Genomic DNA, 13,041 nt, shown 5'->3' with positions numbered 1-13,041 from the left:
ATCAACCGCTATTGAGGGGGGAGATAAGGCGAGCAAAGGTGATCGATAAACGCCGATCTGTCGATAAAAACGCGCTTTCGCGAGAGATGAAAGCGCGTCCGGGGGGTATCAGTCAGGAGCGGAATCCTGCGGAGGTCATGAGCAGTCTGAATAACATTCCGACGCCCGCCAGCAGAAGCACGCTGGCGCACCATATCGCGACCATCCATACGACTCGCCGCGACCATTTTTTCACTTTAACCATCAGTGATATCCCTCTCCATGTCGCACTTTTCCACGGAAGACGTAGTAGCTCCAGAAGGTATAAGCCAGAATAATCGGGATGATTATCAGCGCCCCAACCAGCATAAAGCTTTGACTTTGCGGCGGCGCGGCGGCGGCATACAGCGAAATATCCGGTGGAATAATATTCGGCCAAATACTGATGCCTAACCCGCTGAACCCCAGAAAAATCAGCCCTAGCGTGAGAATAAATGGACGCGCATGGGATTCTGGTTTTTTCACGCTGCGCCATAGCCAGACGCTAAAAGCCAGCACCAGCACAGGCACCGGCAGGAAGTAGTATAAATTGGGCAGCGTGAACCAGCGCTCGGCGATGTCGTCGTGGGTGAGCGGCGTCCACACGCTGACGCCTCCCATCACCAGCAACAAGACGATCAACAACGGGCGCGACAGCGCGCACATCCGGCTATGCAGCGGATCTTCGCTTTTCATAATCAGCCAGGTAGCGCCCAGCAGCGCGTAGGTGACAACCAGACCGACGCCGCAGAACAGGTTAAACGGCGTCAGCCAGTCAAGCTGCGAACCGCTAAAGGTTCGCCCTTCCACCTGAAAACCGCTCACCACCGCGCCCACCACAACCCCCTGGGCAAAGGTCGCCAGGATTGACCCGACGATAAAGGATTTATCCCAGAACGCGCGATGCGACTCGGTGGCTTTAAAACGGAATTCAAAAGCGACGCCGCGAAAGATAAGACCAAGCAGCATAACCACCAGCGGGATAGTCAGCGCGTCGGTGATGACAGCATAAGCCAACGGGAAAGCGCCAAAAAGCCCGGCCCCGCCCAGCACCAGCCAGGTTTCGTTCCCGTCCCATACCGGCGCGACCGAGTTCACCATAACATCGCGATCGTGTTTATCGCGAATAAACGGAAACAGGATACCGACGCCCAGATCGAACCCATCCATTACGATATACATCAGCGTGGCGAACACGATAATAGCAAACCAGATAACCGGAAGATCGATGGTCATTCGCGTTTCTCCTGCTCAAGCGATTCTCCCACGGCAGAGATAGGACGCGCGGGTCTGCCATCGGTTTTAGCGGTCGGTGTCTCCGCCGGCTGCGGCCCTTTCTGGATAAGGCGAATCATATAAATATAGCCAACCCCAAAGACCAGGGAATAGACCACAAAGAAGGCCAGCAAACTGATGCTCATCTGCAAGGTGCTGTGCGCGGAAACCGCATCACGCGTTCGCAGCAGGCCATAGACCACCCACGGCTGACGTCCTACTTCAGTCGTCACCCATCCGGCAAGGATGGCGATAAGCCCGGACGGCCCCATCCACAGCGCAAAGTGCATAAAGGGCCGCGAATGATACAGGCGGCGTCGGTAGCGCAGCCACAGGCTGGCCAGCCCCAGGAAGATCATCAGTACGCCCATGCCCACCATCAGACGGAAAGACCAGAACACCACGGTAGAGTTGGGGCGATCCTCTTTGGGATAATCTTTTAGCGCAGGCACCTGTTTGTCCAGGCTATGTGTCAGGATCAGACTGCCCAACGCCGGGATCTCAAGCGCATAGCGGGTCCGTTCCGCCTCCATATCCGGCCAGCCTACCAGCGTAAGCGGCGTTGGCTCGCCGGGCGTATTTTCCCAGTGCCCCTCAATCGCGGCAATTTTGACCGGCTGATGCTTCAGAGTATTAAGGCCATGCATATCGCCAATCAATGCCTGAACGGGCGCCACCACGACCGCCATCCATAACGCCATCGAGAACATACGGCGGATAGCCGGCGTATCGTTACCTTTCAGTAAATGCCAGGCTGCGGACGCGCCGACAAACATCGCGCTACTTAAAAACGCCGCAACGGACATATGCAACAGGCGATACGGGAACGACGGGTTGAAAATCACCGCGAACCAGTCCACCGGGACCACCTGACCGTTGTGAATTTCAAATCCCTGCGGGGTATGCATCCAGCTATTAGACGCCAGAATCCAGAACGTCGACATTAACGTACCCAACGCCACCATACAGGTAGACAAGAAATGCAGGCCCGGCCCGACTTTGTTCCAGCCAAAAAGCATCACGCCTAAGAATCCCGCTTCCAGGAAGAATGCGGTGAGCACTTCATAGGTTAATAAAGGCCCGGTGATACTGCCGGCGAACTGGGAGAAACCGCTCCAGTTCGTTCCGAACTGGTAAGCCATGACCAGACCGGAGACCACGCCCATCCCGAAGTTGACGGCAAAAATTTTGAGCCAGAACTGATAGAGCGAGCGCCAGACAGGATTACGCGTTTTTAGCCATAAACCTTCCAGTACCACCAGGTAACTGGCTAAGCCAATCGTAATCGCGGGGAAAATAATATGAAAAGAGACGGTAAAGGCAAACTGGAGTCTCGCTAAAAAGAAGGCATCAAACTCCATGTTCCCTCCCGTTTATATATAGTCACTTCGTGTAAAATATTCACTGTTCGCAACCAGGTTGAAACGAAACGGTTATTTTCCCCAAACGTAAAAACGTCGGGGAATATCCAGATAAATTACGATTTTTTTTGCGGCTGGCTGTCAGGCTTATCGCCCGACTCTGGCGCTTCGGAGGGGTCGTCTTTTTCGACAGCGAAACGGTAGTATCTATTTAGCATAACATGTCTCCCTTAGTTACATTCACTTGGCAATATCTACCTGGCCGTTATAAAAATAACGGCAAAACAAAAAAACAGCGTCTTCAAGACTATTTGCAATTTCAGCAAAATACGCTTAGCTGAAAGTTAAGAATAGACGTAAAACGATAACCTTCAAGTCAACGCGGTTTACGGGACGGGGGATTAGCACAGGGAGAATGACCGCAACGCTCGCTGCGCGGCGGCCATTTTATATGGTCTATCAAAAAGATAACCGTTAAGGTCCATTCAAACCCGTTAGTTTGCCTTCCCCTCAATCAAGCCATTGATCGTAGAAAATACCGCCGGCGCGCTGGTCGCTTCCGCAAACTCGACATTAATATTTTGCCGACGCAGCATATCGAAGAATTTACGTTGCGCATCAAGAATAACCTGATCGCCTACGCGCATATTTTCTGCTTTAGTTTCAACCAGTAAATAAACGCTGTCGGCGTCCTGACGCTCAATACGGTACACAAAATCCGGCGTAGTAGAGCCCCCCGTATATTTGGGGATCTGAATGGCCCGCTTAGGCAGTTTGCCAAACACAGAAACCTGTTGCGGATAATCGTATTTTAATAGCGGCAATTCTGGATCGACGCTGTCATAACGCAACGGCGGTATTTGATAGAGAGAACGGGGATCGTCTATCGCATTCTCATCCACATTTTTCCCCACAATTTCAGCGCTAATCTCCTCTCTGAACTGCCGTGCCGTGGAATCAAATACCGACGTTGAAGCCTGAAAATCGAGAGGCAGATAATCGTGGCGCTGCGCAAAATGCGCATTAATCCGCGCCTGTAATGCGCGGGTCATATTGTCCAACGAGATCTCGCTTAAATAACGTGAATCTCCGTGCAAAACATCACGCAGCATCGCCATTAACACCGGGTGCAGGACGTTAACCGGCAGACTGGTGCGTAACGCCAGTTGCTTAAGAAAATGGCCATATTTCATGCCCGCCATAAATTCGCTGGCGGCTAATTCGCCTTCCCGCTGCGCCACTTCAAAACGGCCATTATCTTCATTCGATACCAGCCGTTGTTGAACCTGGCTTGGCTTCTGGCGTATATACAGCGCCGGATCGCGCAGCACCTCGGCGGCAATCTGTTCCAGAGACGCGCCGCTACGCTCGAATTGCAGCATATAACGGCGGGAAAACTGCTCCCAGATACTGCTAAGTTGTTCCCAATTCTCTTTGCGTAACCTGACTCGCAGTCGGGAGGCGGGCTTATTGTCACGAATGCGATCCGCTCGCACCCGCGCCTGCGTCAGCTCAGGGTAGAACTCCAGTAGCCACGCAAAACCACTTTTGGTTTCCCCGTTAAGCGTGACGCTGGGTTTAAACTCATTACTCCGGTTGATCAGTTTTTTATCATCCAGATCTTCCAGCAAACGAAGCTCCGTAAACGCAGGATCGACTTTTTGCCGCTCGGTGACGATGAGTGTGATCATCGCCTCATCCAGTTTCTGCTCGTTAAGCTGAACTTTGCTGTCGCGATTAATCTCATCAACCAGCATGCTGGCAAACGCTTTTTCATCATAACCAATCAGAAACGACAGTCGGGACGGCCACTCTTCCTGATGAACGCGATGACCATTTTCATCTACCGGTAGTCGCAGGCCGCGCCCCACTTCCTGAATTTTGCTCGACTCGCTACCGGAAGAACGTAATTTAGCAATGACAAAAACATTCGGGTTATCCCAGCCTTCGCGAAGCGTCCATTTTGAAAACAGAAAGCGGCGCGTTTCCCAGTTGCCGTGATGGTCTGAAAAACTGAGCAACTTCTCTTTATTTTTCAGAATATCATCTACCTCAGCCTGGATCGCCTCATCGCCGCTTCCGCGGTCTTCGCCAAAGTAACCAGCGTGGACGTTTTGGTTATCCGAGTGCAGGCTGGCGAGCGTGGCCTGCAGAAACGACAGATACTCCACTTCTCGCGGCAGGGTCTTGCGCTGATAATCGTCAATCAGTTGCGTCAGTTTCTTTTTCAGCAAACGCTCAAAAGTGACTTTCAACCAGCCTTCGTCATCACGATAGCTTTTAATACTGTCAATAAAGAAAAGGCTTAAGGTCTTAATACGCGGGGCATTATTTTCTGGCTCATTGCTGCGTAAGAAATTTGCCTGCTCAGTGTCAAAATGCTTATCGATAGCGTCCTGAATAATCAGTTCCTGGTAGCTCGCGCCAAAGGTTCCTGGCACCAGCGCCATCCCTGCCTCCAGCTCCAGATCGTTCGACAACATTTTACTGCCGGCATATTCAATACTGCCCTCAAATCCTGCATCGACATCGGCGAGATTTTCGCCCACGCCAACCTCGGCAATTTTGCTCCCCCGTCGGAGGATTAATTTCTTTGCCGTGACGCTGTCAACGATATAACGATTGTTGGCCTGTTCTTCGGGGAGATTTGGGTAATAAATATCAATACCTTTCACCAAACCATCGTTAAAACTGTCCACCGCGTTGAGATCAAACTGCGGTTGCCAGCGATAGTAATCTTTACGTACACATTTATTTTTACCCTTACCTTCGACAATATCCGGGAAGGTAGCGCCAAAGCGGACGATCATTTGCGGCTGAATAGCCTGAATCGCTCGATAAAATTTGTTATCTCGCGCAAAACGATGCGGTTCATCAATAATGACCACCGGTCGCGTCATTTGCAGCCCTTTAACAGGCGACGTCAGCCCGCCCAGTAGCGTTTGATCGTAATCGTCTCGCGTCATACTGGCGGAATTGAGCATTTGCGCATTGATCAGCAAAACCTGAATCGTATGGCTATCACGACGGCTGGCATCAGTAAAACTTAATAGCTGGGCCGGAAAATTTTTACGCCCCGACTTTACTTTAAAATCACCGGCGTTAATGGTGCAAAGTTCCATCCGCGTATTTTCGTAGAACTGTGAAAAATGCTGTCTGGCGTAATCGCTGGTGATAAAGTTCCGCGCGCCTTCTTTAATGGCTGGCGTCGGCACCACCAGCACAAATTTGAAGAGGCCGTAGTTCTGATGCAGTTCATACATCAATCGGGTATAGACATAGGTTTTGCCTGTCCCGGTCTCCATTTTAACGTCAATATTGGCCTTATCGTCGTAACGTTCCTTAATCAGCGGATTAGCATAGTGATTATGATCGGCCTGCGCGTGATCGATACCGGTGAAACTCGCCAGAATCGCCGCTAACGCCTGTTCCTGATGGGGAAGTTCTTCCAGTAAAATATTCATCATCATCCCCTCTTAATAACGCTTCACCAGGTTCACTTTTTGATCAAGCTGTTTTAAGCCGATTTCCAGTTCACGAATGGATTCAAGGTCGAAAGAGTAGCCGTAAATGACAATGGTCTGAACCGGAAGCTGGTGCGTACCAATGTGGTTGAGAAGATCGCGGGTCTGCTCGGTTCCCCATCGTTCATCAATCAGATACAGGCGCGTATTATCAACATACCTGGCGCAATAGCCGGAAAAATCAACGGTCTGTACGTCAATATCCATTTTATAACCATCGGCGGCCAGCCATGTCGTTAATAAGGTCTCTTCGCCGCTTGCGCCGCCCGGCACGCCCAATCCTCTGGCGGAAAAAGGATTGATCATGTCGGTAAATCCTGACTCGGTGAAAGCGGCCAGTTGACCGCTGGTATTGATAAAATGGCCGGTAGCAATATCGAAGCTATCCAGATCGTCCAGCGTCTGCTGTGTCGGAGTGGCAAAACGATAATGTTTAAAACCGAGGTCGCTATTGGTCGCGGGATTGTTGGCGCGGATCTTCGCCGCAACGCGTGTAATTCGCTCGCGGCTGATTTCATCAATAGTGTTATAACCTGCTTTTTTCGCGATAGTGTTATTGCTTAATGCCTGATCGATAGTACACAGAATAAACGTGCGCTGCCCCCCATCTTCTTCATTCAGCGCCATCACTGCATGGGCCGTAGTGCCGGAACCGGCAAAAAAGTCTAGGACGACGCCGTCTTTATCGATAGCGAGCTTGATGATTTTCTTCAATAATGCGGTCGGTTTCGGCGTATCAAAAACGTTGTCGCCGAAGAGATCCAGAATCTCCTTTTTCCCCTCTTTATTCGACGCTACGTTATCCCAGTAATTGGTCGTTGGCTGCCCTTTACTGTGGTGCGCGTACATGACTCGCTGGGGAATACCGCCGTTATCTTTGCCAAAATAGACCAGATTATCGGCCACCAGTTTTTGGTAACTGGCTTCAGGATAAGCCCATAGTCTTTCGTGTACCGTACCGTTCGGCGTGGTAATTTTATAGGTATAGCCGCCGCCGCTCAGCCCTTTTGACACCGTTAACGGCACCGGGCGCCATTTCCCTTCTGGAAACTGTTCGGTCGGTTCTTTATAGGATTTCTGAATATACTCTTTAGAAAGCGGTTCTAAACGTAAAGCGCCCTGACCGGTTTTGGCATAAACAAGAATGTATTCCCCCTGGATGGAAACGTTATCAGAGTCGTTAGAAATCTCTTTTTTGCGCTTCCACATCACATTGGTGACAAATCCGCCTTCGCCAAAAATCTCATCCATCATTAATTTAAGATTGGCGTACTCATTATCGTCGATAGAGATAAAAATAAATCCGGTATCTTTCAGGAGCTTCCTGGCCAGGAAAAGACGCGGATACATGAAAGATAACCACGCGGAGTGCGTCGATTTACCCTGAATGGATTTTAAACGTGCCAGTTCAGTATCATTAAGACCAAACATATCCTGCAACGCCCGATCGCTATATTCAAAATGATCGGGATAGACAAACCCGTCCGACCCGGTGTTATAAGGGGGATCGATATAGATCATATCGACGGTATCGGCGTAATTATTTTGCAGATGGCGTAACACATCCAGATTATCTCCGGTCAGAAAAAGATTATGGCTATTTTTATTTTCTGCCAGAGTATTGTGTTCCACGTCAGGAACGATAACAGTAACGGATTTTTCACCCGCCTGTTTTTTTGCGTAATCTTTGCCAATAAAATCAATCTGATAACCGCTAGTCAGCTCATCAATATTACGTGCTTTCAGCGCGCGCTCAAATTTGGCGAGGTCAAATCCGCCTTTCGCGATCAGTTCGCCCTGCTCGTTATAGCGATCGGCGGTAAAAAATTCCGGTAATGCACGTTGTAACTCAGACAGAAAGGCGCTATTCGGGGCAACAGACTCGTTGTGTTTTTGGTTATCTTTCAACATGATATCTTCGCTCCGTTGACAATTTTAAGGTCCAACAATCAATTTCTTATAAAGAAAAAAGTAAGCGATGATTGTAATGGTCACGAAAGGCAGATGCCATCATTAACCTTTGTTGTTCGTTGAAAGGGCGTGAAAACCACGGGAGGAAGGCGTGCTCCCGGCGACAGTATGCGCCAGGAGCGTAGTGTTTACGTGCGATGACTGATGGCCGACTCCGGGAGGGCGTCGCTATCTGTACCGGAGATGACGACTCCCCGGGTCTCGCGACCAAATGCCACAAATACACAGATTAAAATAGCCACCGCGCCAGCCACGATCGCCATTGCCAACCCGTAATTTCCGCCATGCGTTTCCGCGATGCGGGCCTGTAACGTCGCATTAACCGACGCCAGTAAATTACCGAGTTGGTAAACAAACCCTGGCAGCACGGCGCGCGCATTCGCCGGAACCAGCTCGTTCAGCCAGGTCGGCACGACACCCCAGGCGCCCTGCACCATAAACTGCATCAGGAACGCGCCCAGACCAATCGTGAATGATCCGCTGGAAAATGCCCATAGCGGGAGTACCGGAAGCGCAAGAAAGGCGGCGATCATGATCGCTTTTTTACGCCCAATACGTTCCGATAGCGTACCGTAGAAAATACCGCCGAGCATGGCGGCAATGTTATAAAAAATCGCAATGATACTGATCAGATGCGGATCAAAACCATGCTGCATCTTCAGGAAGGTAGGATAGAGATCCTGCGTGCCGTGACTGAAAAAGTTAAAGAACGCCATGACCAGCACCAGATACAGACACAACTTCCACTGTTTGCGCAGAACAGGAAGCAGCGCGGTATTCTCTTTACGCGCTCTGGCCGCCAGCCAGACGGGGGATTCCGGCACTTTAAACCAGATATAAGGCAGTAAGACAACAGGCAGGGCGCCAATCAGGAACATACCGCGCCAGCCTACCATACTGTAGAAGAGGCCAAAAATAACCGAGGCGAACAGATAGCCGCAGGGATAGCCCGCCTGAAAAATGCCCGACATCAGGCCACGCGAACGATCGGGAATGGTTTCCATCGCCAGTGATGATGCAACGCCCCATATCCCGCCCATCGCCACGCCGTACATGACCCGAAAAATCAGAAATGCCATGAAGGTGGGCGACCAGGCGGAAAGCAGTTCAAACACCGTGAAGAACAGAATATTGAGCATCAGTATCGGTCGACGTCCGTACTTTTCCGCCATTCGGCCAAATAGCAGCGCGCCAATGGGACGTACCGCCAGGGTCAGCATAATCGCAATGGAAACGTCCGATACGGAAGCGTGAAACCATTCGGCGAGATCGCTAAGTACAAAGACAAGGATAAAGAAATCAAACGCATCCAGCATCCAACTGGTAAAGCTGGCAAACGCCACATGTCGTTGTGTCGTCGTCCAGTTCAGGGGGGTGTACATAGGTAGTGTCCTGCATCAAAAAATAACATCAAGCTTTGAAGCGGCGAAACGCTGGAGCGCTCCCGTCGTCAAAGCGACGTAACAAGGTAGCGTTGCGCTACTTATTTGTTATCTTTTTGTATATAGCAGGTAAAATGTTAGCAAAAATAGACAAATCATTACATATTATTAACAAAGCTTACTGGCACATGATTTGTCACATTTTTTATGGGGATTATCTCACGCAAAGAAAAGCGAAGCGTGGCTAGCGTATCGCGACCGGCCTGTCGCCAGACCGATCGCCATTGACGATTACCTTTCGCGCGGCGGGAAACCGGCCTTTTGCAGGGCGGCGGCAATCTGCTCCGCGGATAGCGACGTTTCAACGTCAACCAGACGCGTCGCCGGGTCAGTTCTCACCGTCGCATTAGCATCGAGAGTCAGAATCGTCTTTTTTACCGTACTGGCGCAGCCGCCGCAGGTCATGTCATCAATATGGAACTGCATGGTGAACTCCTTTTGTGTGGGAACTGTTGCCAGTCTGGGCCTTGCCAGTGTTGGAAGGTCAAGCGTAATCTCAGGACTTACAGACGCTTTGTCAGTCCATGACGACGAGGACGGCGCAACACCGCTCCGGTACGCGCCTCCGGCTCGCTATCGTCAGGTTGTCCAAGCGTATGCAGAATGGGGCAATCTGGCAGCGCGTCGCCGGCGCAGCAGTGAATCAGCGCTTTGAGGGTTTGCGCCATGTGCTGCATGTTCTGGATACGTCTGTCCAGTTCATCAATGTGCGTCTGCGCCAGGCGTTTAACGTCAGCGCTTTGCCGCGACTGGTTATTCCAAAGATTCAGTAAGTCGCTGATTTCAGCAACTGAAAAACCGAGGTCGCGCGCGCGGCGTATAAAATGCAATTGATTAACATCAGCCTGGGTATAGGCCCGATAGCCGGAATCCGTCCGACTTGCCGCGGGAATCAGACCAATCTGTTCATAGTAGCGAATCATTTTGGCCGAGACTTTCGATGCTTTAGCTGCTTTACCGATGTTCATGACGCTCCTCCTCAGGTCGTGGATGTGTCGGATGGGGTTGCCATCGGCGCCCGGAAACGGCGCAGCCGCAAAGCGTTGCCCAGCACGAACACGCTCGACATCGCCATCGCCCCTGCGGCGAATACCGGGGACAATAATATGCCCCAGACCGGAAATAGCGCGCCTGCCGCGACAGGAATCAGCGCCGTATTGTAAGCAAAGGCCCAGAACAGATTCTGGTGGATATTGCGGATGGTCGCTTTAGACAGCGCGATAGCATTCGGCACGCCTTGCAGGTTGCCGGACATTAGTACGACGTCGGCGGATTCCACCGCCACATCGGTGCCGGTGCCAATCGCCAGCCCCACGTCGGACTCCGCCAGCGCTGGCGCATCGTTGATGCCATCGCCGACAAACGCCACCTGCCCATACGCCGCTTTCAGGCGCCGTATCGCCTCGACTTTCCCTTCTGGCAATACCTCGGCAACCACGTCATCAATTCCTAACTGTCTGGCGATAGCCTGTGCCGTGCGGGCATTATCGCCAGTGATCATGGCGACCTTAATCCCGAGCTGATGTAAAGCGTTAATTGCGGCGGGCGTACTGGGTTTGATCGGATCGGCCACGGCGATAATCGCCGCCAGTTGACCGTCAATAGTCGCATAGAGCGGCGATTTCCCTTCCTGCCCTAACCGTTCGGCGGTGGTGGCGAAGCCGCTAATATCCACGCCAATTTCGCGCATATAGCGATCGGCCCCCACGTCAACACGCGTACCGTCAACGGTAGCGTATACGCCCATCCCGGTCACCGATTCGAAGCCGCTCATGCCTGGTAGCGCGATCCCTTCCTCTTCTGCCGACACGACAATCGCACGGGCAATCGGATGCTCTGAACGCGATTCTACCGCCGCGACTTTCGCCAGCACCTCACGGCGCTCAAAGCCGCTGGCCACGTCGAGATCGGTCAGTACCGGGCGGCCTTCGGTAAGCGTCCCGGTTTTGTCTATGGCCACCACCTTAGCGTCTTTGAGTAGCTGTAACGCCTCCCCCTTACGGAACAGCACGCCCATTTCCGCCCCACGACCGGTTCCCACCATAATGGAGGTCGGCGTCGCCAGGCCCATCGCGCAAGGACAGGCGATAATCAGCACCGCAACGCCATTGATCAGAGCGAAAGTCAGCGCTGGCGACGGCCCAAACGCCAGCCATACCACAAAGGTCAGCGCAGCAATAAGCATTACCATCGGGACAAACCACAGCGTCACTTTATCCACGACGGCCTGAATCGGCAGTTTTGAACCCTGCGCCTGTTCCACCAGACGAATGATTTGCGCCAGCATGGTCTGTCCGCCGACGGCGGTCGCCCGCAGCGTGAGCGCGCCTTTTTGGTTTACGGTACCGCCCACCACCGCGCTTCCTGCGGATTTCTCAACCGGTATCGGTTCGCCGGTAATCATCGACTCGTCAACGAAGCTGCGGCCTTCGGTTACTTCGCCGTCAACCGGTATCCGCTCGCCTGGCCGAACCTCCACACAGTCGCCCAGCACAACCTCGTCGACAGGGATATCCACGATGCGGCCCTCGCGTAACACATGCGCGACCCGCGCCTGTAGCCCCACCAGACGTTTAATCGCTTCGGAAGTCCGCCCCTTCGCCCTTGCCTCCAGAAAGCGCCCCAGCAGAATAAGCGCGACAATTACTGCGGCGGCCTCGTAATAGACGTTTACCGTCCCTTCAGGCAACAGGTCGGGCGTAAAGGTCGCCACCAGCGAGTAGCCGAATGCCGCTGAGGTTCCCACGGCGACCAGCGAGTTCATGTCCGGCGCCAGACGCGCCAGCGCCGGGAACCCTTTAAGGTAAAAACGGCGACCGGGGAGCGTCAGCACCAACAGGGTCAGTGCAAATTGCCAGTACCAGCTTTGTTGCAGGCCAATCGTTTTTATCACCCACTCGTGCATACCAGGAATAAGGTGCGAGCCCATTTCAAGCACAAAAACGGGGAGCGCCAGCACGCTGGCGAGAATCAGATCGCGCTTCAGCCTGACGCGCTCGGCCTCTTTTTTCTCTTCAGAGTCGTCTTCGCCCTGCCCCGCCGTCTCTACCGGTCGCGCCTCATACCCCGTTTTTTCAATCGCCGCGATCACCGCCTCCGCCGACGCCGTCCCGCGGACGGTGGCGCGCTCCGTCGCCAGATTCACCGTAGCGTCCGTTACGCCAGGCACAGCCTTAATACCTTTTTCAACGCGAGCGACGCACGACGCGCAGGTCATACCTTCAATAAGCAAGCTTATCGTGTCGTGACGATTTTCTGACTGACTCATGACGAGTTCCCCATCCTGACTATTCGGTATCAGAAAGCCTAAAGCTTGCCATTGTGGGAAGGTCAAGCGTATTCAGGCTGCACGGTTCGGCGAGAATGTGAGATGGCTCATAAAAGAGGATGATGCGAGACATTTACGCCACGATGCCGACCCACGCCCCGAAAAAACCCGTCAGGAACGCT

The 13,041-nt window shown here is 52.4% G+C and carries 10 protein-coding genes and 1 pseudogene; all 11 read right to left on the bottom strand.

Going from position 1 to position 13,041, the window contains the following annotated elements; genetic code table 11:
- Position 1: 1 nt before the first annotated feature.
- Positions 2-194, bottom strand: a pseudogene (locus tag NBA72_RS05945) (hypothetical protein).
- Positions 113-298 (bottom strand): DUF2474 domain-containing protein, encoded by a 186-nt coding sequence (locus NBA72_RS05940; RefSeq protein WP_305954967.1) that lies wholly within the window; start codon positions 296-298, stop codon positions 113-115. The pseudogene NBA72_RS05945 and the gene NBA72_RS05940 overlap by 82 nt, the downstream one beginning before the upstream one ends.
- Positions 244-1,254 (bottom strand): cytochrome d ubiquinol oxidase subunit II, encoded by a 1,011-nt coding sequence (gene cydB / locus NBA72_RS05935; protein WP_000151047.1) that lies wholly within the window; start codon positions 1,252-1,254, stop codon positions 244-246. Before cydB ends, NBA72_RS05940 begins: the two co-directional genes overlap by 55 nt.
- Complete coding sequence (locus NBA72_RS05930; protein ID WP_042948182.1) at positions 1,251-2,654, bottom strand: cytochrome ubiquinol oxidase subunit I; 1,404 nt, start codon at positions 2,652-2,654, stop codon at positions 1,251-1,253. The genes cydB and NBA72_RS05930 overlap by 4 nt, the downstream gene beginning before the upstream one ends.
- Positions 2,655-2,770: 116 nt before the next feature.
- Positions 2,771-2,872, bottom strand: a complete 102-nt coding sequence (ssaA, locus tag NBA72_RS05925; RefSeq protein ID WP_000934834.1) for a small effector SsaA — start codon at positions 2,870-2,872, stop codon at positions 2,771-2,773.
- Positions 2,873-3,148: 276 nt separating this feature from the next.
- Complete coding sequence (locus tag NBA72_RS05920; protein WP_077917530.1) at positions 3,149-6,121, bottom strand: type III restriction-modification system endonuclease; 2,973 nt, start codon at positions 6,119-6,121, stop codon at positions 3,149-3,151.
- A gap of 9 nt (positions 6,122-6,130) precedes the next feature.
- The gene (locus tag NBA72_RS05915) at positions 6,131-8,089 is read right to left on the bottom strand and encodes a site-specific DNA-methyltransferase (RefSeq protein ID WP_042948184.1); all 1,959 of its coding nucleotides are present in this window, start codon (positions 8,087-8,089) and stop codon (positions 6,131-6,133) included.
- Positions 8,090-8,277: 188 nt separating this feature from the next.
- Complete coding sequence (locus tag NBA72_RS05910; RefSeq protein ID WP_000288503.1) at positions 8,278-9,531, bottom strand: MFS transporter; 1,254 nt, start codon at positions 9,529-9,531, stop codon at positions 8,278-8,280.
- Between the two features lie 291 nt (positions 9,532-9,822).
- Positions 9,823-10,017: a gold resistance metallochaperone GolB gene (gene golB, locus NBA72_RS05905; RefSeq protein WP_001159470.1), complete on the bottom strand. Its 195-nt coding sequence runs from the start codon at positions 10,015-10,017 to the stop codon at positions 9,823-9,825.
- A gap of 77 nt (positions 10,018-10,094) precedes the next feature.
- Positions 10,095-10,559: an Au(I) sensor transcriptional regulator GolS gene (gene golS, locus NBA72_RS05900; protein WP_001020584.1), complete on the bottom strand. Its 465-nt coding sequence runs from the start codon at positions 10,557-10,559 to the stop codon at positions 10,095-10,097.
- Between the two features lie 11 nt (positions 10,560-10,570).
- Complete coding sequence (gene golT / locus NBA72_RS05895) at positions 10,571-12,859, bottom strand: gold/copper-translocating P-type ATPase GolT (protein WP_042948186.1); 2,289 nt, start codon at positions 12,857-12,859, stop codon at positions 10,571-10,573.
- Between the last annotated feature and the right edge of the window lie 182 nt (positions 12,860-13,041).

The sequence above is a fragment of the Salmonella sp. NW1250 genome (genome assembly GCF_051812965.1).
GTDB lineage: Bacteria > Pseudomonadota > Gammaproteobacteria > Enterobacterales > Enterobacteriaceae > Salmonella > Salmonella enterica.
The sequence above is the reverse complement of the archived record's forward strand: the minus strand, read 5'-3'. Positions and strand labels throughout refer to the sequence as shown.